The sequence below is a fragment of the Rudaea sp. genome (assembly GCF_057139185.1).
In genome coordinates this window covers 50,909-73,960 of record NZ_DBNHDN010000017.1, presented here as the reverse complement: position 1 = coordinate 73,960, position 23,052 = coordinate 50,909, and the positions used below count along the sequence as shown (strand labels likewise).

Below are 23,052 nucleotides of genomic sequence, written 5' to 3'. Positions count from 1 at the left end.
AATTCTGGCGTGGGGCGGGCGAAAGCGAAGCAAGCCATCACGATCGTTTTTCAGGCAGAACGCGAAGCAGTTCGCTAAAAATTTTCGGGAAGTGTTTGTTCGATCAGCAAATTTCCCCATTGCCAAATTTTTAACAGTCAGGTTTAATGGCGTCCGCCGGCTTGTTGTTTCCAAACCTGTTCGCGGTTGGGGGATCTGGGGTTGAACTTCTTTCAAGCCAAATCGACAGCACTGCTGGGTGTGGACATCAGTTCCTCCGCAGTCAAGCTGCTGCAGCTGAGCCGCTCCGGCGGACGCTATCGCATCGAGCACTATGCGGTGGAGCCGTTGCCGCCGAATTCGGTGGTGGAAAAAAACATCGTCGCGGTCGAGCCGGTCGGCGAGGCTTTGCGTCGGGCGTTCGCACGCTCCGGAGCCAAGGCCAAGTTCGCCGCTTCCGCCGTTGCCGGATCCTCGGTGATCACCAAGATCATCACGATGCCGGCCGATCTCGGCGAAGACGCGCTCGAGGAGCAGATCCAGGTCGAGGCGAACCAGTACATCCCGTATCCGATCGAGGAAGTGAGCCTGGATTTCGAGGTGCTCGGTCCGGTCAAGGACGCGCCCGACTCGGTCAATGTGCTGATCGCCGCCTCGCGCACCGAGAACGTCGATCTGCGTGTCTCCGCGCTCGAGCTCGCGGGCCTGACCGCCAAGGTCGTCGACGTCGAAGCGTTCGCGATGGAGAACGCGTGCAAGCTGATCGCGGATCAACTGACCGTACCGGCTGACGCCATCGTCGCCGTTGTCGATGTCGGTGCGACGATGACGACGCTGATCGTGTTGAAGAACCAGCGTACGATCTACTCGCGCGAGCAGGTATTCGGCGGCAAGCAGCTCACCGAGGAGGTGATGCGGCGCTATGGCCTGTCGTTCGAAGAGGCAGGTCTGGCCAAGCGCCAGGGTGGCCTGCCCGAATCGTACGAAGTCGAGGTGCTCGAGCCGTTCAAGGAGGCGATCGTGCAGCAGATCAGTCGCCTGCTGCAGTTCTTCTACGCCGGTAGCGACTACAGCCGGGTCGACCAGATCGTGCTTGCCGGCGGCTGTGCGCTCGTTCCCGACATCGGCGCGAAGATCCTGCACCAGCTCGACGTGCCCTGCATCATCGCCAATCCGCTTGCGAACATGTCACTGGCACCGCGTGTGCAAAGCCAGGCGACGGCCTTGCGCCAGGATGCGCCCACTCTGATGGTCGCGGCAGGTCTGGCCTTGCGGAGCTTCGACTGATGGCGACGATCAACCTGCTGCCTTGGCGCGCCGAGCGGCGTCGCCAGCGTGAACGAGATTTCTACACCATGCTCGCCGCGGCCGCGATCCTGGCCGTACTTTCCTGGCTGGCCTGGGGCTGGTGGATGGATCAGCGCATCAGCGATCAGGACGCGCGCAACGGCTATTTGAGCAGCGAGATCAAGCAGCTCGAGGGCAAGCTCAAGGAAATCAAGGATCTGGAAACAACCAAGGCCAAATTGCTTGCGCGCAAGCAGATCATCGAGCAGTTGCAGGCGAGTCGTGCGCAGATGGTGCATCTGTTTGACGAACTGGTCCGCACGATTCCCGAGGGTGTGCGCCTGACCGCGCTGAAGCAGACCGGCAATCAGCTTGCGATGCAGGGGGTCGCGCAGGCGAATGGCGACGTGGCCAACTACATGCGCAACCTCGACGCGTCGGCGTGGATGCAGCGCTCGGATCTGCAGAAGACCGAGATCAAGGGCACAGACAAACGCAACCGCTACGAATTCGGCCTCACGGTGAAGCTGCGCTCGCCGGATCAGCCCGACGCAGATGCGCCGCCGGGTAGCGCGCCGGCGAAGCCGGGGGCAGCGCCACCCGCGCCATCCGGCAATCCTTCAACTCGGGCGCCGGCATCGGCTGCGGGGGCTCCATGAAGCTCTCTGATTTCCGCAACCTTGACCGCAACAACGTCGGTGCCTGGCCCGACGGCGTCAAGTACACCGCCTGCATCCTGCTTTTCGCCCTGTTGTTGTTCGTGGGTTGGTATTGGTCGATCAGTGGCCAGTCCGACACGCTCGTGCAGAAGCAGAAGCAGGAGATCGAGCTGAAGAAGGATTTCCACGACAAGCAGCTCAAGGTCGTCAATCTGGAAAAACTCAAGACCCAGCTGGACGACATGCGCGAGATCTTGCGCCAGTTGTTGCGCCAGCTTCCCGGCAAGACGGAAATGCCGGAACTGCTCGATGACGTGTCGCGGTCCGCACTGTCGGCGGGTCTGGACGTGCAGTTGTTCGAGCCCGGCGCGGAGGCGATCCAGGAAGGTTTCTACGCCGAGAAACCGATCAAGCTGCGCATGCTCGGCAACTACCATCAATTCGGTTCCTTCATCAGCGCGGTGGCGGCGTTGCCGCGCGTGGTCATCCTGACCATGCATGATGTTTCACTGAAGCCTTCGCAGCAGCCGACCGGCAAACTGCCGGCGTCGCCGGGCCAGCTCACTCTCGAGGGAACGGTGAAGACCTATCGCTACGTCGACGAGGATGAAGCCGAAGCCGCCGCGCCGAAGAAGCCGGGGGCGCCGAACGCGCCTGCGGCAAAGGCGGCCCGATGAGCGCCATGGCGATGAGTTATCTGCCCTCTCGGCGCTGGCTGCTGCTGATCGCGTTGTTGCCGTTGCTAGGTGGCTGCCTCAAAGGCGATGCCGATTTGCGCAAGTGGGTCGCGGACGAGAAAGCGTTGCCGGGCGGGCCGCTGCCGCCGCTGCCAGTGCTGAAGACGTTCGAGACCTTCGAGTACAAGGATCAGGCGCGGCGCGATCCCTTCGCGCCAAGCCTGACCGAGCAGAAGGCGGAGGAGGCCGAAAAGACCGCCATACCCGATCCGCATCCGAAGGAAAAGCTCGAGGAATTCGCGCTCGACAGCCTGAAGATGGTCGGCACGATCGGCACCGGTCCTGCCACCCTGGGTCTGATCCGCGATCCGGAAGGGACGGTGTCGCGGGTCAAGCCGGGCAACTATCTCGGACAGAACAACGGCAAGATCAAGGCAATCCATGCGAACAACATCGAGCTGGTCGAGTTGATCAGCAATGGCAACGGCGGCTGGATGGAGCGGCCGGCGACGGTCGAAATCAGTACGGCCAAGTAGCGAAGTGACGCGACCGGCCGTGCCGGTGCAGTGTGGCGAAACGAACATCGGATCGGGGAAGACCATGAAGTGGATCATCGCGGGCGCAATCCAGCGGACTGCAGCGCAACGATTCGGCGCCGCGTTCGGCGTGCTGCTGGCATCGTTTTTCGCCGTGCCGGCAGCACACGCGGAAAACGTGCTGCAGGATATCGGCTACGCGCCGCTCGCGGGGGGGCGCGTGCAGATCACGCTCAAGCTCGCCGCGCCGCCTGCGGGCGCTCGCGCGTTCACCACGGAGACGCCTCCGCGCATCGCGCTCGACTTTCCCGACACGCGTTCCACGCTGAGCCAGCGCCACATCGAGGTAGGCAGCGGCGCGACCAGCGGCATCAACGTCGCCGACGCCGGCGGGCGCACCCGTGTCGTCGTCGACCTGTATCGCGCCTCGACCTACGAAACGCGCGCCGACGGCAACAACTTCGTCCTCGTCGTCAACAACGGCAACACCGCGAACGCAAGCGCGACGATCGCCGCGGGCGACCAGACCAAGAGTGTCGGTCAGACCACGCAGGAAGTCTCGAACATCGACTTCCGTCGCGGCAAGAATGGCGAAGGCCGCATCGTCATTACCTTTTCCGGCGAAGGTTCGAGCGCGGACCTGAAGCGCCAGGGTGACAGGATTCTGCTCGACATCTTCAACGCGCGCCTGCCCACCCAGCTCGCGCAGCGCCTCGATGTGCTCGATTTCGCCACCCCCGTGCAGTTCATCGAAACGCGCAGCAAGGGCGGCGGCGCGCACATGGAAATCACTGCCAAGCCGCCATTCGAGCAGCTTGCGTATCAGACCGGCAACCAGTACATCGTCGAAGTCGCGCCGGCCAAGGAAAAAGAGAAGAAGGATCCGAACGCGCCGCCTGTGTACAGCGGCAGCCGCGTCACCTTCGATTTCCAGGACATCCCCACGCGCGCAGTGCTGCAGCTGATTGCGCAGATGTCCGAACTCAACATCGTCGTCGCCGACAGCGTCACCGGCAACGTCACCTTGCGCCTGAACAACGTGCCGTGGGACCAGGCGCTCGACATCGTGCTGCAGGCCAAGGGCCTCGACAAGCGCCAGAACGGCAACGTCATCTGGGTCGCGCCGCAGAAGGAAATCGCCGATCGCGAACAGGCGATCGCCGACGCCAAGCTCAAGCTCGAGCAGGTCAGCGAGACGATCACCGAGTACATTCCGATCAGCTACGGCAAGGCCAAGGACATCGCCGACCTGCTCACGCAGAAGTCCAAGCAAGGCAATCAGGGCGGTGGCGGCGGCGCGGGCACCCAGGCCAACGCGAGCGGCTTCCTTTCCGAGCGCGGGCGGGTGTCCTACGACGAACGCACCAACACCCTGCTCGTCGTCGATACGCCGGAAAAGGTGCGTTCGATCCGCGAACTGGTCGTCAAGCTCGACAAGCCCGTGCAGCAGGTGTTGATCGAGGCGCGCGTCGTCGTCGCTACGGACAACTTCTCGCGCGAACTCGGTGCCAAGTTCGGCATCAGCGGCGCGACCACGGTCGGCAGCAACGTCGTCTCGACCAGCGGCAACCTCAACGGCTCGCAATACATGACCAACCAGGCGTTGGCCAACCGTCTGGCCACGGGCGACCCGTTTCCGGTATTGCCACCGGGAGTCAGCGGCGGGACCGCGACAGGCACTAGCAATCTGGGCGACCGCCTCAACGTCAATCTGCCGACGAGCACGACGAATGCCGGCAGCATCGGTCTGTCCGTACTCGGCGCCAACGTCCTGCTCGACCTCGAACTCTCCGCCGGCCAGACCGAAGGCCGCAGCGAGTTGATCTCGAGTCCACGCGTGGTCACCTCGAACCAGCAGGAAGCGAACATCACCCAGGGCCAGGAAATCCCGTATTCGACGATCACCTCGAGCGGTGGCGGCAACTCACTGCCGACCGTGGCGTTCAAGGACGCGGTACTCGGCCTCAAGGTGACGCCGACGATCACCGCCGACGGCCGCGTATTCCTCAACCTCGACGTGAAGAAGGATGCGCTGGCCGGCTACTACACCAACGTGACCGGTTCGTACCCGATCATCGACAAGCGCGAGATGACCACCTCGGTGCTGGTCGACAACGGCCAGACCGTCGTGCTCGGCGGCGTCTACGAATTCGACAAGCAGGACGCCGTGACCAAGGTGCCGTTCCTCGGCGACCTGCCTGGCCTCGGCGCGTTCTTCCGCAACGTCAAGAAGTCGAACCAGAAGGCGGAGTTGCTGATCTTCGTCACGCCGAAGATCCTCGACGAAAACCTCAGATGACCAACGGTTCCGCCCCGCGAGACGGCGCGGCCAGTCCTTCATTCGCAAGCACAGACAGTCAGGGTAGTACCGGAGTCCACATGAAAACGCCGTTCCGATTCCTCGCGATGTTGTTCGGTTCGCTGCTGCTCGTTGCGGGCGGCGAACAAGCGCATGCTTCCGCATTCGGCCCGCCATCGGCCGACTCGGTGAAGATCGACCTGTCGGCGAATTCGATCACGACGAACACGACTGCCACTCTGACCGTGACCGTCACGCGCCGCAACGGCGCGCCCGAGGCCGATGGCAAGGTACTCAGCGCGACCGTGTCGCCGCCGACGCTGGGCTCGATCGCCGGCAGCGGTTCGAGCGGCGTCGCCAGCAGTTCCAGCGTGCTCAGCGGCGGCGTGGCGACGTTCGTCTTCATTGCCAACAACACGCCGGGCACGGCGACGGTCACGGTTTCGTTGCCGCCGGCCAACGGCCATCCGAACACGGTCACCACCAAGGTGACGATCGCGGTGACGCAGGGCGACGGCAACAATCCGAACCTGAAGGCCACCCCGTCCACGGTGACCTTGCCGCAGAACCTCGTCGGCGCGGGTCCGTATTTCGGCTCGCCCTATATGGCCGAGGTCGATGTGGAATGGCGCGGCCTGATCACCGGCCAGTTGCTCAACGGCAAGATCGCCGTCTCGACGAATCCGGTCAATTCGATCGCTTTCTCCACGCTCGATGATCCGACCACGCCTTGGGTCGGCGCGACCAAGACTCCGCCCACCGCCGAGGGCAACGAATTCCTCACCGAGCTCGGCAGCGGCACGGTCAACGTCACCGCCGGTGTCGGCACGATCTTCGTCCATTCCCAGGCCAACACCGGCCCGGCCACGCTGACGATCACCGCGGTGGACCCGGAAACCAACCGCACGATCTCCTCGCAGATCGTGGTCAACGTGGTCACACCGCCGGGCGCGAATCTGCCGACGACGGTGACCTTGTCGCAGGGCGCTGGCGGCGTTTACGTCAAGGATTCGAACGGCCCCCAAAGCAAGCTTGTGACCGCGACCGTGAACAACATCTACGGCACGCCCGCGATCGCCGCTCCCGGCATCGACAACGTGCAGTTCGACATCGTCGGACCGAGCGGCAGCGATGCGCAGCTGTTCGGCATCAGCGCCGGTGGCGTGCCGCAAACCGGCGCTTCGGTGAAGACCTCTACCGGCGCGGGCGGTGCGAGCGTGTACCTTCTGGCCGGAAACAAGCAGGGCCCGGTGCAGATCCGCGCGACCGTGGACGCCTACGACGGCGACGTCGGCAACGGTGTCACCATTCCACTGACGGCGACGACGACCGTGGCCGTTTCCGACGGCCGCCTGTACAGCCTCACGATCACCTCGCCGATAGTCAATGCGATCGCGGTCAACGGTATCTCGGCATCGTCGTCTTCGAGCGGCGGCAGCGGTACGGGACCGACGATTCCGTTGCAGCCCGACGCGACCTACAGCCTCACGGTCAGCGCGATCGGCACAGATCGACAGGGCAATCCGGTCCTGCCCGGCACCGAAATCAAGTTCGGCCTGATTGACGGGCCGCAGGATCCGAACTTCACCGCGACCTGCAGTGGCCTTGGCGCATTCCAGATCTGCGGAGCGCAGGGCAATCCGCAACCGGGAGGCATCTACTTCAGCTCGCCCGACGGTCGCTTCAAGACCACGGGTGGCGGCGGTGGCCCCGGCGATACGTTGATCGTGTTCGGCAAGCAGGCGCATGGTGCGCCTGCGGGCAACGATGATCTTGAAAGCGCGCTGCCGATCACCGGTATCGCCAGCGATACGCAGCTGTTCACCCTGTTCCCGTTCAACCGCAACGACACGACCGGCACCTCGATGCTTCCGGGGCCGCTGCCCTACGTGATCGGCCGTGCCACGATCGGCAACATCAATTCGCCGGCGAAGACGGACAGCTCGGGCGCGGCGACGGTGACCGGCACGGCGACGACGAAGCTCAACTACCCGGTGTCCAGGCTCGGCCGCAGTGTCGCCATCTGGGCGCAGGGCACGGGTCCGGATACGGCATACCTGGACGCCAACGGCAATCCGACCACGCGCCTCGTCACCGATGCGATCGTCACCGTGTATCCGGCAGTGGCGGACCTCAGCGTCAGCGCCAGCCCGAATCCGATCACCGGCAACATCACCGTGCCGATGACGGTCTGCGTCGTCGATGCGCTGCGCGTGCCGATTCCGGGCATGCGCTTCAACTTCAGCTTCAGCAACCTCGGCGCGGGCTCGGGTACGGTCGACGGAATTGACACCACGGGCTGGACGCATGATGCGACCGACAGCACGGGCTGCGTCGTCGCAACGGTAACCACGCAAGGCATCGCCAGTTCGGGTGGCAGTGGCGGCTCTTCCGGCACGCCGACGCTGACCTTCGTCGCCGCAGGCTACGCCGCCGGCAGCAGCGCGTCGGTGGCGATCCCGATCAACGCCGGCGGCAATCTGGTCCTGCTCGCTTCGCCGTCGTCGCTCGGCGGCACCGGCGGCAACGTCAGCCTCACCCTGCTGTCGAGCAACGGCAAACCGGTTCCGGGCGCGCAGCTGACCGGCACCTGCACCGGCGACACGGTGAGCCTCGACTCCGGCCCCGGCACGACCGACAGCAACGGCCGCACCAGCGCGAGCATCAGCGCCAACCTCAACAACTACGGCAGCGCCGGCAGCGGCTCCTGCACGTTCGCCACTGCCAGCGGCTCGCCAACCGCGACGGTGAACCTCAAGGGCGTCAATTTGTGCCTGACGGATCCAACCAATGCGGCATGTACCTCCGGAGGTACGGGTGGCGGCAGCGGCAATGGGCTGACGATCATTGTCACCACCGGTCCTTCAACCAGCAATGCGTCGGTATCGGTAGCCGGAGTTCCGCAGTTCTCGCCGCCCCCCACCTGTTCGGTGTCGGCCGTAAGTTCGACCAAGACCTGCACGTACACGATTCCCACTACGGTGACCCAGGTTACCTTGTCGTCGAATCCCGGCACGGGCACGTGGAGTGGAGATTGCGGTAGCGGCAGCGCGGGCTCTCCGTACGTGCTTGCGATCGGGGGTGCGGCAAAAACCTGCACCGCTACGTTCCCCTGAATCTTCTCCAGCAAGTAGCCCGGACGCAGCGCAGCGAAATCCGGGACGCCCCTCATCGCCTTGCCTTCAAACCCCCGCACTCGCGGGGGTTTTCTTCGACGATGCGTTGCGCACGTTCCCGGATTGCGCCGCGGCGCAGCTTCATCCGGGGCTACGGCGGTACGCCGCGCTCCGCTACCGCCGACAGGCTGTCAACCCTGCCATAAGTTGGGGAAACCTTCCTGCTCCCGATGTGGTCAGAGCTCGCGCCGCATGCCACCGGGCGTGCGATCATTTCGATTCCGGATCAGCCACAGCCATGGACATGCCAGACAATGCCGCGCCCGCCAGCTTGATCGGCGCCTTCCACACCCTGCGCGAGGAACTCTCGGCCTGCATCATCGGCCAGAGCGCACTCGTCGACCGCCTGCTGATCGCGCTGCTCGCCGACGGCCACCTGCTCGTCGAGGGCGCGCCGGGTCTTGCCAAGACCCTCGCCGTGAAAGAACTCGCCGCACGCATCGAGGGCGATTTCCACCGCATCCAGTTCACCCCCGACCTGCTGCCGGCCGACCTGACCGGTACCGAAATCTACCGCCCGCAGACCGCGAGTTTCGAGTTCCAGAGGGGGCCGATCTTCCACAACCTGCTGCTCGCCGACGAGGTCAACCGCGCGCCGGCCAAGGTGCAGTCGGCGCTGCTCGAGGCGATGGGCGAGCGCCAGGTCACCGTCGGCCGCACGACGTATCCGCTGCCGCCGCTGTTCCTGGTCATGGCGACGCAAAATCCGATCGAGCAGGAAGGCACGTATCCTCTACCCGAGGCGCAGCTCGACCGCTTTCTCATGCACGTGCGCATCGGCTATCCCGACGGCGCTTCGGAGGCCGCGATCCTCAAGCTCGCGCGCGAACGCGCACGCGAGACGCTGCGCGAGACCGTCGTGCCGCAACGTCTGCTCAACCAGAACCAGATCTTCGCTGCGCGTGCCGAGGTGCTGAACCTGCATCTCGCGCCCGCACTCGAGGAATACATCGTCCAGCTCGTGCTCGGCACGCGCACGCCGAAGGCCTACGGCAACGACCTGTCGCGCTGGATCGCCTACGGCGCCAGCCCGCGCGGCACGATCGCGCTCGACCGTTGCGCCCGTGCGCACGCCTGGCTCGCCGGCCGTGATTTCGTCGCTCCCGAGGACGTGCACGCGGTCGCGACCGACGTGCTGCGTCATCGCGTGTTGCTCAGCTACGAAGCCGAAGCTGAAGGCGTGGCGCCGGAGCGCGTCGTTTCCGCGCTGCTTGATCGAGTTCCTTTGCCGTAGTGCTCCTCATTGCTGTCGGAATGACGGTGTAACAAGACCCGACTCAGTTCCGAACACCTCACTTCAGCAACGCATGTCCTCAGTTACAGTCACCCTCGACGATCTCCTCGCCATGCGCTTGCGCGCCGCGCGCCTGGCGCAGTTCGCGCAGCGTGTCGCCGGCAGCCACGCGGCGGTGCATGCTTCGCGCTTCCGCGGGCGCGGCGTCGATTACGCCGAGTCGCGTGCGTATCAGCCTGGCGACGACATCCGCCAGATGGACTGGCGCGTCACCGCGCGCACCGGCCGTCCGCACACCAAGCTGTTCACCGAGGAGCGCGAGCGCAGCGTGCTCGCCGTGCTGAGCTGCAATCCCGGTTTGCGTTTCGGCACGCGCGTGCGCTTCAAGTCGGTGCAGGCTGCGCGCACCGCGGCGCTGCTTGCCTGGGCGACCGCGCTGTCGGGCGACCGCATCGGCGCGATCGGCTACGGCCCCGGCCTCAACGCCGAGGTGAAGCCGGGCGGCGGCGTGCGCGGCGCGTTGCGCTGCCTGCGTGCATTCGTCGAATGGGACGCGGTCGTGCGCGGCGCGAAGGAAACCGTGCCGCTGTCGCAGGCCCTGCAGCGTGCGCGGCGCCTGGCGCGGCCCGGCACGCAGGTCATTTTGCTCAGCGACGGCTTCGACTGCGATGAGGCCGCCGAAGCGGCATTGACGATGCTTGCCGAGCACTGCGACGTTGCCTCCGTAATCCTCAGCGATCCGCTCGAACACATCGCGCCGCCGCCGGCCAACTACGCCTTGCAAGGCGACGATGGTCCGGTGCTGATTGACTTCGCCGCGCAACGTACGCGTGCGCGTTGGCCGCAGTGGTTCGAGGGGCAGCGTGCGGGCTTTCTCGCCATGCTCAAGCGTCGCGGTCTCAATTCGATCGTGCTCGACACGTCGAGTGAGCCGGAGGCGGCGTTGCGCGGCCTGCTCGGTTTCGATGCGCGCAAGAAGAAGACGGGTTGAGATGCTGCAAGCCGCCGCCATGCAAGGCCCCCAGTTGCGCGACATCCACCTGCCCGCGCCACCGTCGTGGTGGCCGCCCGCGCCGGGCTGGTGGCTGCTGGCGATTCTCGTGCTCGCGTTGTGCACGGCTCTGTTTCTGTACTTCCGCAGGAAGATGCAGCACCGCCGCCGGCGCCGCGCGCTGCTCGCCGAATTCGAGCGCGCCGCGGCGGCGCGCACGGATGCGCCCGCGCTCGCCGCGGCGCTGTCGGCTTTCCTGCGCCGTCTTGCGATACGCACGACACCGTCCGCGGCCACGCTCGCGGGCGAGGCATGGCTGGCGCACCTGGATGCCCGACTCGGCGGCGAGGAATTTTCCCGAGGCGTCGGCCGTGCGCTGGTCGAGGCGCCGTATCGCCCGCTGGCCGAATTCGATGCGCCGGCACTGATCGCGCTCGTGCGCCGCGCGGCGACCACGATGATCGATGAAGCCCTCTCCCCCAACGATGAAGCGGTTGGAGGCGAGGGAACAAGAATTGCGGGGATTGGCCATGTTTGAGTTCACCTGGCCCTGGTTGTTCGCGCTGTTGCCGTTGCCGTGGCTGGTCGCGCGCGTGCTCAAACCTGCCGCAGCCGAGGCGGGCGCCGCGCTGCGCCTGCCGATGGCGCTGTCCGGCTTCGATCCTGCCGGCGGCGCGAACCCGGTCGCGCGCTGGAAGCGCTGGCTGGCGTGGCTCGCCTGGGCATTGCTCGTCGCCGCGGCGGCGCGGCCGCAGTGGATCGGCCAGCCGATCGACCTGGCGCGCAGCGGCCGCGACCTGATGCTGCTGGTCGACGCCTCGGGCAGCATGGACACGCCCGACATGCGCATCGGCGGGCAGGAGGTCACCCGCTACGGCGCGGTCAAGGCGATCGCGGGCGACTTCATCAAGCGCCGTGTCGGCGACCGCCTCGGCCTGATCGTGTTCGGCAGCCAGGCCTACCTGCTCACGCCGTTGACCTTCGACCGCGACACGGTCGGCAAGCAGCTCGCCGAATCCGCGGTCGGTCTGCCGGGCCGCGAGACCGCGATCGGCGACGCGGTCGGGCTCGCGGTCAAGCGCCTGCGCGAGCGGCCGGAGGACCAGCGCGTGGCGATCCTGCTCACCGATGGCGTCAACGATGCGGGCGAGCTCGACCCGGCCAAGGCGATCGATCTCGCCGTCGCGGAAAAAGTGAAAATCTATACCATCGGCATCGGCGCCGAGGCGATGCGCATTAACGATGGTTTCTTCGGCAGCCGCGTGGTCAATCCCTCGGCCGAGATCGACGAGAAGATGCTCGCGGAAATGGCGCAGAAGACGGGCGGGCGCTATTTCCGCGCGCGCGATACGGCGGAGCTGGCGCAAATCTACCGCGACATCGACAAACTCGAACCGGGCGTCGACAAGGGCCAGCAATTCCGCCCGGTCGACGAATGGTTCTTCTGGCCGCTGGCCGCGGCGGTGCTGCTGGCATTGTCCGGCGCACTCGCGCCGCTCGCCGCATCGCTGCACGCACCAGGCTTCGCGCGTACCCGCGGGGCCGCATCGTGAACGCGCTGCACGATTTCCACTTCCTGCGCCCGGCCTGGCTGCTGTTGCTGCTCGCGCTGCCGCTGCTCTGGCGCGTGTTGAAATCGGCGGGCGGCGATGCGCAGGCATGGCGCGGCGCGGTCGATGCGCATCTGCTCGAACATCTGCTCGTGCGCAACGCGGACGCGACGTCGGCGCGCGGGCCGGCATGGCTCGCGCTCGCCGCGCTGGTGATCGCGAGCCTCGCGCTCGCGGGTCCGGCCTGGGAGCGCCTGCCGCAGCCGCTGTACAAGAACCAGGCCGCGCGCGTGATCGCGCTGGAGCTGTCGGCCACGATGAGCGCGCAAGACGTGAAGCCGAGTCGTTACGAACGCGCGCGCTACAAGATCGCGGACATCCTCAAGCGCTCGGGCGATGCCCAGGTCGCGCTGATCGCCTATGCCGGTGACGCCTTCGTCGTCGCGCCGCTGACCGACGATGCGAACACGGTTGCCAACCTCGTCGACTCGCTCGATCCCTCGGTGATGCCGGCGCCCGGCAACGACACCGGCCGCGCGATCGACCTCGGCGTAAAGTTGATCCACCAGGCCGGCTTGCGCGAGGGTGAAATCGTCCTGCTCGCCGACGGCGCGAGTGACGATGCCGACGCGGCGGCCGCGAGTGCGCGCAGCGCCGGCGTGCGCGTGTCGGTGCTCGGCATCGGCACTGCGCAGGGCGCGCCCATCGCGCTCGGCGACGGCGGCTTTCTCAAGGACAAGTCCGGCAATATCGTGCTGCCCAAGCTCGACGGCGCGGCGCTGGCCGCGCTTGCGCGCGCGGGCGGCGGCCGCTACGCCGAATACCGCAGCGACGCGGGCGACCTCGATGCCGTGCTTGGCACGCTCGCGGCGGGCGGCGAAGCGGCGCAGGACGCGAGCGGTGCCGAAGTGCAGAGTGCGCGTTTCCTCGACCGCGGGCCGTGGCTGCTGTTCGCCTTGCTGCCGCTGGCGGCGCTCGGTTTCCGCCGCGGCTGGCTGACGTTGTTGCCGCTGGTGTTGCTGGCGCAACCGCAGCGCGCCGAAGCGAGCTTATGGACCGACCTGTGGCAGCGTGCCGACCAGCAGGCGCAAATGCAGCTCGACGCGGGCAATGCGAAAGCAGCACAGGCGTTGGCGAAGAATCCCGAACTGCGCGGCAGCGCGGCGTATCGCGCGGGCGACTTCGCTGCGGCAACGGCGGACTTTTCCGCCGCCGGCGCGCAGCAGGCATCCGCCGATGCGGCGTACAACCGCGGCAATGCGCTCGCCAGACAAGGCAAGTTTCCCGACGCGATCGCGGCTTACGACGAGGCACTCGAGCGCGAGCCGGGCATGGCCGATGCCGCGGCGAACAAGAAGGCGGTTGAGGACTTTCTCAAGCAGCAGCAACAGCAGAAACAGGATCAGCAGCAGAAAGGCTCGCAGGACCATCAAGGCAACAAGCAGCAGCAACCCGGCAACGATCAGGCGCAGGACTCGAAGGACTCGAAAGACGGCAAGGGCGACCAGCAGGGCGACGACAACGGCGAAAAAAGGGAATCGAAGGATCAGGGCAAGGACGACAAGGGCAGCAGCGGGCAGGACGGCAAACCCGAGGATTCGCAGCAACAGAACCAGTCCGCGAACGGACGCGACAAGCCCGGCGAGGAAAAGAACGCGGCACAACAGCCCGCGCAAGGCGCCGAGCCAGGCAAGGAGTCGCAGGAAAAATTCCAGCAGGGCATCGACAAGGCGCTGAACGACCAGGCCGACACCGGCAAGGATGCGCAGCCCGTGCGTCTGGGCGCGCGCGAGGCCGACCGGCGCGGCGAGAAGGACCAGGCCGTCGAACAATGGCTGCAACGTGTGCCCGATGACCCGGGCGGTCTGTTGCGTCGCAAGTTCCAGCTCGAACACCAGCGCCGCCGACAGGGTCAGGAGCAGGAGTCATCGCAATGAACGTCTTGTTGTCACGCGCGACGATGCGCGCAATGTTCCTTTCCTGCACGCCACGCCGTGCGCCTGCTGCGTTGCGTGTGCTGCTCGTGCTTGCGGCATCGCTCATCGGCATGGACCTGCATGCCGCGCAGGTCCGCGCCTGGCTCGACCGCAACAGCATGCAGCTCGGCGAGACCGCGACGCTCAACGTCGAGGTCAGCGGCAACGCAACCGCAACGCGGCCCGACTTCAGCGCGCTGCAGCAGGACTTCAACCTTCTCGGTACCGAAAGTTCGACCTCGATGAACATCGTCAACGGCCAGGCTACGTCCAAGCTGCTCTGGGCGGTGGGCCTCGAACCGAAGCGTGCGGGAACGTTCACGATTCCCGCACTCACCGTGGCCGGCGCGCAGACACAACCGATCACGTTGACGGTAGTGCCGGCGAGTGCGGCTTCGGCCAAGGCCGGCGATGACCTGTTTCTCGACGTTTCGGTGGAACCGAAGTCGCCCTACGTGCAGCAACAGGTGCGCGTGACGGTCAAGCTCTACTTTGCGCTCAACCTGACCGACGGCAATCTCGAGGATCCTCACGGCGACGGCCTCAACGCGCGCAAGCTCGGCCAGGACGCGAGCTACACGGCCGAAGTAGACGGGCGCCGCTATCGCGTGCTCGAACGCCACTACGCGTTGACCGCGGAGAAAAGCGGCGCGGCGACGCTGGTGCCGATCGTGTTTCGCGGCCACGCGGTCGATCCGAACGACGTCAACAGCTTCTTCTCGCGCGGGCGCAGCGTGACTGCGCAGGCGGCGGGCGCCACGCTCGACGTGCGCCCGCGTCCCGCGGGTTCGGGCACGGATGCATGGCTGCCGGCGCAATCGTTGACCCTGACGGCCGACGGCATCGACGCGAATTCGCCGGCCCATGTCGGCGAACCGCTGACCCTGACCCTACATCTGAAGGCGCAAGGGCTGGGCTTTGAGCAGCTGCCGGAACTGAAGTTGCCGCACATCGACGGCGCCGACGTCTATCCCGACAAGGAGACCACGATCAACCGCGACGACGGCGCCTGGCAGTACGGCGAGCGCACGCGCAAATTCGCGATCGTGCCCAACCGCGGCGGCACGCTGAAAATTCCGCCGCTGAGCCTGGCCTGGTGGGATACCGCGCACGATCGTGCGGCCAGCGCCGATTTGCCTGCGATCAGCTTCGGTGTAACGGGTGCGGCAGGCGCGGCTGCCGCAGGTGCGGCAAAATCCACTAGTATACAAAGTGCCGTGTCATCGCCGTCGTCGTTGCCGGTCGCGTCGATGTCCGATCGCAATATCGGGCCGCCGTGGCGCACCCTGGCGCTTGCCGCATGCGCATTGTGGCTGCTCACCATCGCAGCGTGGGCGGTTTCGACGTGGATGCGGCGCCGTGGACGCGGTGGCGGCGAGTCCGGAAGCGGGCCGGCTGCGCGTGGCGATGGCCGCGCGCGCGCGGCGTTCGTCGCAGCCTGCAAGCGCGATGATGCCGCGGCGATGGCGCGCGCGTTGATCGCCTGGGCGCGCGACGAGGGTTGCAACGCGCGCACGCTCGGCGAACTCGCAGCCGCAGTCGGGGAGGCGCAGCGTGCTGCGTTGAGCGAACTCGAGCGTCGTCTCTATGCGGCGGGTTCCGGTGCGTTCGATGGCGGACGCATCGCGGCAGCATTCCGCAATGGCTTCGCGTTCGCCTCGATGGCGCGAGCGGAAGTGGATTCACCGTTGCCGCCACTCTATCCGTTCCCGACGCGTTAGAGCATCTTTGATTCGAGTGTTGGCCAATCGCGATGGCGAAAGGCCCTTTCTCCGCCGGGGGGGGGATGAGGTTCCGCGTCAGCACTTGAATCGAAAACGCGTCGACGTCGCGCGGCAACCAAATTGCGCCGCGTTGCATCCTATCTGACGGAAATCGTCCTGCGGAAAAAAAACGGTATCGAACGATGCCGACGGGACCGGCTTGGCGCGATTTCCGCCATCGTCACGAATCGGAGCAGCTCATGCACAAAATTCTTTTCGCCGCAGTTCTTGCCGGGCTGTCGCAAGCCGCCTTGGCCGGAGTCGTCTATCAAGTCGATCTGCACCATGCGAACCGCCGCATCGTCTCGTTCGAAGTTGCCGCGCGCGGCACTGACCGTTTTCATCCGGTTCCGATCCAGATCGATCCGCGGGATCCGGATGGCAAGGTCACGGTCGCGCTGCGCAAGGGCGACGGTCACTGCGTGCGCGATCTGCGCGTCGGCTTCGCCGACGGGCAGCGGGTCGTGCGCCGCGATTTCGACCTATGCAAGCTGAGCGGGGTGCGCGCGGGCGACAGCCTGCTGCTTGCTGCGCTGCCGTAGCGCTGCGCCTGCTCCGCGCGCCGCGGCGGCGGAGCCCGGCCCGACTCGTGTACCATCGCCCCGGGGCAGGCAGAAAATCCGGGACTCTGGTATGAAATTGGCGCTGCATACGCGCGTATTGATCGGCTTCATCGTCGGCACCGTCGCCGGTGCGATCGCATTCTGGTGGGCGCGACACGGCGGCGACGTCAGCTGGGTCAACGGCTTCGTCGACACGATCGCGCAGCCGGTCGGCCTGCTGTTCCTCAAGTTCCTCAAGATGCTCGTGTTGCCGCTGATGTTCTCGGCGCTGATCGTGGGCATCACCGAGATCGGCGACATCGCCAGCCTGGGCAAGGTCGGCCTGCGCATGCTCATCTACATCGTCGTGGTGACGAGCATCGCGATCGCGGTCGGCCTCGTCGTGATCAACCTGATCCAGCCCGGCGTCGGCTTCGACCCGGCGATTCGCGATGGCCTGCTCGCCGCCAACTCGCACGATGCGCAGGCGATCACCGCGACCAAGCCGAGCCTGTCCGGGGTCAAGATCATCCTCGGCCTCGTGCCCGACAACCCGATCAAGGCCGCAGCCGACGGCGACTTTCTCGCGGTGATGTTCTTCGCCGTCATGCTCGGCATCGCGCTAGTGCTCAAGCCGACGCCGGCGACCGCGGCGTTCAAGGCCACGGTGCAGGGCCTGCTCGACCTGGTGATGAAGTTGATGGAGCTCATCATCAAGCTCACGCCGTACGCGGTCGCCGCGCTGATGTTCTCGCTGACCGCGCGCTTCGGCACCGACATCCTCGGCAAGCTCGGCCTTTACGCGCTCAGCGTGGTGCTGGCGATCGCGATCCACATGTTCGTGGTGTTGCCGCTGTGGGTGCGGATGTTCGGCGGCATGAGTCCGCTGAAGTTCTTCAAGGGCAGCGAGGAAGCGATCCTGCTCGCGTTCTCGACCGCATCGAGCACCGGCACCTTGCCGACCACGCTCAAGGTGGCCGAGGAGAATCTCAAGTTGCCTCCGCAGATCGCGCGCTTCGTGCTGACGATCGGGGCGTCCGCGAACCACCACGGTACCGCGCTGTTCGAGGGCCTGACCACGCTGTTCATCGCGCAGTGCTTCGGCCTCGACCTCAGCCTCGGCCAGCAGGTCGCGGTGATCGGTCTGTGCATCATCGGCTCGATCGGCACGGCCGGCGTGCCGGCCGGGTCGCTGCCGGTGATCGCGGTGATCCTGGGCTACCTGCACCTCCCGCCCGAGGCGATCGGCATGATTCTCGGCGTTGATCGCTTCCTCGACATGTGCCGCACCTCGCTCAACGTGACCGGCGACCTCGCGACCGCGGTGGTCGTGTCGCGGGACGCGGGCGACATCAAGCTGCCGCTGCCGACAAGCTCCTCGCACGCCTAGCTGTGCGCTTCGACGCCCGACAACGTGCCGGCCTGCATCGGCGCGTTGTCGCGAGCGCGACAAAGCCGGGTCGATCGGCGACAATACGCGCCCTTCCCCGAACCTGATCGAGCGACAGCCCATGACCAGCCGCAAGGAACTAGCCAACGCCATCCGCGCGCTGTCGATGGATGCGGTCGAAGCCGCCAAGTCGGGCCATCCGGGCATGCCGATGGGCATGGCCGACATTGCCCAGGTGCTGTGGGGCGATTTTCTGCGCCACAACCCGGCCAATCCGAAGTGGCCGGGGCGCGATCGCTTCGTGCTCTCCAACGGGCATGGCTCGATGCTGCTGTACTCGCTGCTGCACCTGACCGGCTACGACCTGCCGATCGATCAGCTCAAGAAGTTCCGCCAGCTGCACTCGAAGACGGCCGGGCATCCCGAGGCGAGCGAATTCCCCGGCATCGAAACGACGACCGGGCCGCTAGGTCAGGGCCTGGCGAACGCAGTTGGCTTTGCGCTTGCCGAGCGCGTGCTCGCGGCGCGCTTCAACCAGCCGGACTGCGGCATTGTGGATAATTATACCTATGTCTTCCTTGGCGACGGCTGCCTGATGGAAGGCATCTCGCACGAAGCCTGTTCGCTCGCCGGCACGTGGAAGCTCGGCAAGCTGATCGCGGTCTACGACGACAACGGCATCTCGATCGACGGCGAAGTGCACGGCTGGTTTACCGACGACACGCACAAACGTTTCGAGGCCTACGGCTGGCAGGTGATCGGCCCGATCGACGGTCACGACCCGGCCGCGGTGGCCGCCGCGCTCGAACAGGCGCGCAAGGATACCGACCGGCCGAGCCTGATCATGGCGAAGACGATCATCGGCTGGGGCGCGCCGAACAAGCAGGGCACCGAGGCTACGCACGGCGCGCCGCTCGGCAAGGACGAAGTCGCCGCGACGCGTGCGCACATCGGCTGGAACTACCCGCCGTTCGTGGTGCCCGGGGAGATCTACGCCGGCTGGGATGCGCGGGCGAAGGGCGCCGCGGCCGAGGCGGCGTGGAACGAGAACTTCGCGAAGTACAAGAAGCTGCATCCCGAGCTCGCCGCCGAGTTCGAGCGGCGCGTATTGAAGCTCGCGTTGCCCGACACGTTCCATGCCGCTGCCGACGCGTTTGCGCGCAAGCTGCAGCAGGAAGGGCCGACCGTGGCCTCACGCAAGGCGTCGCAGATGGCGCTCGACGCCTACGGTCCGCTGCTGCCGGGTTTGATTGGCGGTTCCGCCGATCTCGCGCCGTCGAACCTGACCATCTGGAAAGGCTCGAAGGACGTGCAGAGCGGCGACGCCCGCGCCAACTACGTGCACTACGGCGTGCGCGAATTCGGCATGAGCGCGATCAGCAACGGTCTGTCGCTGTACGGCGGTTTTCTTCCGTACGATGCCACCTTCCTCGTGTTTTCCGACTACGCGCGCAACGCGGTGCGCATGTCGGCGCTGATTCCGGCACAGGTCGTGCACGTCTACACCCACGACTCGATCGGCCTCGGCGAGGACGGCCCGACGCATCAGCCGATCGAACATGTGGCGAGCCTGCGTCTGATTCCGAACAACCGCGTCTGGCGTCCCTGCGATGCGGTCGAAACCGCGATCGCGTGGAAGGCGGCGATCGAGCGCCGCGAGGGGCCGAGCTGCCTGATCCTGTCGCGGCAGAATCTGCCGCACCAGTTGCGCAGCGACGAGCAGGTTGGCCTGATCGAACTCGGTGGCTACGTGCTCAGCGATCCGGCCAGCGCGAAGTTCGATGCCATCCTCATCGCGACCGGTTCCGAAGTCGGCATCGCGATGGAGGCGATGCGCAGCCTCGCCCAGCAGAACGTCCATGTACGCGTCGTCTCGATGCCGTGCGCCGAAGTGTTCGACCGCCAGCCGCTTGCCTATCGCGAAGGCGTGCTGCCATCGTGGTGCCGCAAGCGCGTCGCGGTCGAGGCGGGCGTCACCGCGTACTGGCGCAAGTATGTCGGCCTCGACGGCGCGGTGATCGGCATCGACCGCTTCGGTGCGTCGGCGCCCGCGGAAGCGCTGTATGCATATTTCGACATCACTGCGACTGCGGTAGCCGATGCGGTCAAGGCGCTGAAATAGCGTTCGACTTCCCTTTTCCGGGCACGGTCGGGGTCCGCTGTGCTCACCGCCAACCTACGTACGGCTGTAGCTCCAGCTTTGCATGCGCCCGTCGCGGTACGGCATCACGCCGTGAAACGCGCGCGGGTCGGCATCGAACACCAGCGGCAGGAAATGGCGGTCACCCTCCCACAGCGGCAGGTCGAGAATCCTTTCCGCTTCGACCCATTCCAGCGTGCCCTCGGCATTGCGTTCCAGCGGCGTGCCTGCATAGCGCGTGATGACGAAGACGAAGCCGAACCAGTCTTCGCCGTGCTTGCCGAATCCGGGCCAGCTGATCGTGCCGCGCAGGTTCAAATCCAGGCAGTCGATGCCGGCTTCCTCCAGGATCTCGCGGCGCATGCCTTTGATGACGTCCTCGTCCGCTTCGAGCTTGCCGCCTAGGCCGTTGTACTTGCCGAGGTGATGATCGCCTTCGCGCGTGTTGCGATGGATCATCAGCACGCGCCCGCGGTCGGGCGAGAGCACGTAGCCCAGCGTAGCGAGGATCGGGGTGTAGGGCATGGATGTTTTCCTGGGGCTGTCCGGCAATTGTAACCGCCACTGCCTGCTGCACCGGGACTTGACTTATCCATTTACACATGTAATCTAGATGTCAATTACGAACGTAATTGGAGAGCGCAATGCCGATCAGCGATGCCGAAAGCGTGGTGATGGACGTGCTCTGGCGCAGCCGCGCGCCGATGAGCGCGGAGGAAGTGGTCGCTGCGCTTTCTGTCAGCAGCGACTGGCAGGAGGCGACGATCAAGACCCTGCTCAACCGCCTGCTCACCAAGCGCGCGATCACCGCCGCACGCGACGGCAAGCGCTATCTCTACAGCGCCCGGCTCAAGCGCGAAGACTACGTGCACAGCGAGAGCAAGGGCCTCATCGACCGCCTGTTCGGCGGCCGCGTCGCGCCGCTGGTCGCGCATTTCTCCGAAGCGGGAAAACTGAGCAAGAAGGATCTCGCGGAACTCAAGCGACTGATCGAGGAGCTCGACGATGACGCATGACTTGCTCATGGCTCTCGGCTGCGGCGCGCTCGCCGCGGGTCTCACCCTCGTCCTCGTGCTGGCCGTGCGCGTGCCGGCGCGGCGCTGGCTCGGCGCCGCGTTCGCCTACCGCTTGTGGCTGCTCGTGCCGGTCGCCGCGCTGGCGACGCTGCTGCCGGCGCCGGTGCGGCCGCTGACCCCCGCGCTGCAGGTCGCGCCGTCCGCGCCGTCGTCTTCGGCGACCATCGAACTGCGGGCCGCGGTCGCGCAGGCGGCGTCGTTCGACTGGCAGCCGTGGCTGCTCGCATTGTGGATCGCAGGAGCGCTCGCGCTCGTCGTCGTGTTCGCGCGCCAGCAGCGCCGCTACCTGAAGAATCTCGGCGCGCTGAGCGCCGGCGATCACGGCGCCCTGCGCGCGCAGGCGACCGATGGCTGCCCTGCGCTGGTCGGCGCACTGCGTCCGCGCATCGTCGTGCCCAGCGATTTCGAACTGCGCTACACGAAGGAAGAGCGCGAACTCGTACTGGCCCACGAGCGCACGCACCTCGTGCGCGGCGACGCGCAAATCAACGCGCTCGCCGCGCTGCTGCGCTGCCTCAACTGGTTCAATCCGTTGTTCCATCTCGCCGCCTCGCGTTTCCGTTTCGACCAGGAAATCGCCTGCGACGCGGCCGTGATATCCCGTTTTCCGGAAGCGCGCCGGTGCTACGCCGACGCGATGTTGAAGGCGCAACGGGTCGGCGAGTCGTGGCAGGAGCTGCGACTTCCGGCCGGTTGTCTGTGGCCTGCGAGCCATCCCTTGAAGGAGCGAATTGCGATGTTGAAGTTTCCGGCAATGACAGGTGTGCGACGCACGTTGGCAAGCACGGCGATTGTCGCGCTGGTATCCAGTGCGGGTTATGCGAGTTGGGCGGCGTTGCCGGGCAGGGCGCCTGCAGACGAAGCGGCTCCGAAAGTTGCTGGTGCCGCTGAGTCAAAACAAATGATCGCTGCGCCGTCGCTCAAGATTGACCTGCCGCAACCGGACAGGAATCAGCTGCCGCCGCTCGAAAATCTGCCTGCCCCGGTCACCTTGTCGGTGCGCTCGAATGGCCAGTTCTACTGGAACGGCAGATTAGTGAGTGAGGAGGAAGTGCGGCAGGCGATGGAAGTGCTGGCGAAGCAGAGTCCGCAGCCTGTCTTGTTGATTCAGGCCGACAGCAGCGCGAAATACGAGCTCGTCGCGTCGGTCATGACCGATGCGAAGGACGCTGGCATGGAAAAAATTGATTTCGAGGCACCGCGTGGATCGCGGCAGCATGGCGCTTTCGTGCCAGCAACGACCCCGGCGATAGCCAAGCAACTCGCGTTCAACGGCGAAAAGCCGACGGCTTCCGACAAGCCTGCAACATCGGTTCAACCTGGCGAAATCCCGGACATGGCTCCGTCTGAGAACATCACCTATCGCAAGATGCAGCCACCCAAGTATCCGCTGGAAGCCATCAAGGCCGGTGTGGGCGCGAAGGTGATCCTCAAAGTGTTGATCGACGAGCAGGGCAACGCCAAATCCGCGGAAATCGAGAAGCTGCAACTGATTGGCGAGCCGAAGAGCGCCGCCGATGGCACGGTTCCGGACAGGGCAGCGTTGGTAGAAAGCTTTGCTCAGGCTTCGAAGGCGGCAATGCTGTCGTGGAAATTCAATCCCGGCCTCAAGGATGGGAAGCCGTTCGAGGGCTACGCTTTGGTGCCGATCGATTTCTCGACGCATGGATGCACCAAGGAAGACCCGTGTCCGCAGCGCAACAAGCCCACGCAAGCTCCCGCTGCGGCGAAGAAAGGCGGTCATGCTTGAGCACTGCCGGTTTTGGAGCATGGATGC

Annotated in this window: 18 protein-coding genes; 17 read left to right on the top strand and 1 reads right to left on the bottom strand. The window is 65.8% G+C overall.

Annotated features, from left to right (window positions below):
- The first annotated feature begins 201 nt into the window (after positions 1-201).
- The 15 genes from AC16HO_RS06805 to tkt all read left to right on the top strand — a co-directional run bounded on the left by AC16HO_RS06805 (position 202) and on the right by tkt (position 20,181).
- Complete coding sequence (locus AC16HO_RS06805) at positions 202-1,266, top strand: pilus assembly protein PilM (RefSeq protein ID WP_395643768.1); 1,065 nt, start codon at positions 202-204, stop codon at positions 1,264-1,266.
- Positions 1,266-1,925: a PilN domain-containing protein gene (locus AC16HO_RS06800; protein WP_395643767.1), complete on the top strand. Its 660-nt coding sequence runs from the start codon at positions 1,266-1,268 to the stop codon at positions 1,923-1,925. The genes AC16HO_RS06805 and AC16HO_RS06800 overlap by 1 nt, the downstream gene beginning before the upstream one ends.
- Positions 1,922-2,602, top strand: coding sequence for a type IV pilus inner membrane component PilO (locus tag AC16HO_RS06795; protein WP_395643766.1), 681 nt, complete (start codon positions 1,922-1,924; stop codon positions 2,600-2,602). The genes AC16HO_RS06800 and AC16HO_RS06795 overlap by 4 nt, the downstream gene beginning before the upstream one ends.
- Positions 2,599-3,138 (top strand): pilus assembly protein PilP, encoded by a 540-nt coding sequence (locus AC16HO_RS06790; protein WP_395643765.1) that lies wholly within the window; start codon positions 2,599-2,601, stop codon positions 3,136-3,138. Before AC16HO_RS06795 ends, AC16HO_RS06790 begins: the two co-directional genes overlap by 4 nt.
- A gap of 64 nt (positions 3,139-3,202) precedes the next feature.
- Positions 3,203-5,437 carry a type IV pilus secretin PilQ gene (locus tag AC16HO_RS06785; protein ID WP_395643764.1) on the top strand — a complete coding sequence of 745 codons (2,235 nt, stop codon included), beginning with the start codon at positions 3,203-3,205 and terminating at the stop codon, positions 5,435-5,437.
- Between the two features lie 80 nt (positions 5,438-5,517).
- Positions 5,518-8,553 carry a hypothetical protein gene (locus AC16HO_RS06780; RefSeq protein ID WP_395643763.1) on the top strand — a complete coding sequence of 1,012 codons (3,036 nt, stop codon included), beginning with the start codon at positions 5,518-5,520 and terminating at the stop codon, positions 8,551-8,553.
- Between the two features lie 298 nt (positions 8,554-8,851).
- Complete coding sequence (locus AC16HO_RS06775; protein WP_395643762.1) at positions 8,852-9,847, top strand: AAA family ATPase; 996 nt, start codon at positions 8,852-8,854, stop codon at positions 9,845-9,847.
- A 73-nt stretch (positions 9,848-9,920) separates the two neighbouring features.
- Entirely contained in the window at positions 9,921-10,838 is a 918-nt protein-coding gene (locus AC16HO_RS06770) for a DUF58 domain-containing protein (protein ID WP_395643761.1), read from the top strand.
- Between the two features lies 1 nt (position 10,839).
- Positions 10,840-11,376: a DUF4381 family protein gene (locus AC16HO_RS06765; protein WP_395643760.1), complete on the top strand. Its 537-nt coding sequence runs from the start codon at positions 10,840-10,842 to the stop codon at positions 11,374-11,376.
- On the top strand, positions 11,369-12,391 hold the full coding sequence (locus tag AC16HO_RS06760; protein WP_395643759.1) for a vWA domain-containing protein: 1,023 nt from the start codon (positions 11,369-11,371) through the stop codon (positions 12,389-12,391). Before AC16HO_RS06765 ends, AC16HO_RS06760 begins: the two co-directional genes overlap by 8 nt.
- Positions 12,388-14,325 carry a VWA domain-containing protein gene (locus AC16HO_RS06755; protein ID WP_395643758.1) on the top strand — a complete coding sequence of 646 codons (1,938 nt, stop codon included), beginning with the start codon at positions 12,388-12,390 and terminating at the stop codon, positions 14,323-14,325. The genes AC16HO_RS06760 and AC16HO_RS06755 overlap by 4 nt, the downstream gene beginning before the upstream one ends.
- Positions 14,322-16,085: a BatD family protein gene (locus tag AC16HO_RS06750; RefSeq protein ID WP_395643757.1), complete on the top strand. Its 1,764-nt coding sequence runs from the start codon at positions 14,322-14,324 to the stop codon at positions 16,083-16,085. The genes AC16HO_RS06755 and AC16HO_RS06750 overlap by 4 nt, the downstream gene beginning before the upstream one ends.
- Before the next feature lie 242 nt (positions 16,086-16,327).
- The gene (locus AC16HO_RS06745) at positions 16,328-16,669 is read left to right on the top strand and encodes a hypothetical protein (RefSeq protein WP_395643756.1); all 342 of its coding nucleotides are present in this window, start codon (positions 16,328-16,330) and stop codon (positions 16,667-16,669) included.
- Between the two features lie 91 nt (positions 16,670-16,760).
- Complete coding sequence (locus AC16HO_RS06740) at positions 16,761-18,059, top strand: dicarboxylate/amino acid:cation symporter (RefSeq protein WP_395643755.1); 1,299 nt, start codon at positions 16,761-16,763, stop codon at positions 18,057-18,059.
- A gap of 121 nt (positions 18,060-18,180) precedes the next feature.
- The gene (gene tkt / locus AC16HO_RS06735) at positions 18,181-20,181 is read left to right on the top strand and encodes a transketolase (RefSeq protein ID WP_395643754.1); all 2,001 of its coding nucleotides are present in this window, start codon (positions 18,181-18,183) and stop codon (positions 20,179-20,181) included.
- Between the two features lie 54 nt (positions 20,182-20,235).
- On the opposite strand, the gene AC16HO_RS06730 is transcribed toward tkt, so the two are convergent.
- Positions 20,236-20,724 carry an NUDIX hydrolase gene (locus AC16HO_RS06730; protein ID WP_395643753.1) on the bottom strand — a complete coding sequence of 163 codons (489 nt, stop codon included), beginning with the start codon at positions 20,722-20,724 and terminating at the stop codon, positions 20,236-20,238.
- Positions 20,725-20,843: 119 nt separating this feature from the next.
- Here AC16HO_RS06730 and AC16HO_RS06725 point away from each other — a divergent pair, with 119 nt between their 5' ends.
- Both AC16HO_RS06725 and AC16HO_RS06720 read left to right on the top strand, forming a co-directional pair.
- Entirely contained in the window at positions 20,844-21,215 is a 372-nt protein-coding gene (locus tag AC16HO_RS06725; RefSeq protein WP_395643752.1) for a BlaI/MecI/CopY family transcriptional regulator, read from the top strand.
- Positions 21,205-23,025, top strand: coding sequence for a M56 family metallopeptidase (locus AC16HO_RS06720; RefSeq protein WP_395643751.1), 1,821 nt, complete (start codon positions 21,205-21,207; stop codon positions 23,023-23,025). Before AC16HO_RS06725 ends, AC16HO_RS06720 begins: the two co-directional genes overlap by 11 nt.
- Positions 23,026-23,052: the final 27 nt, after the last annotated feature.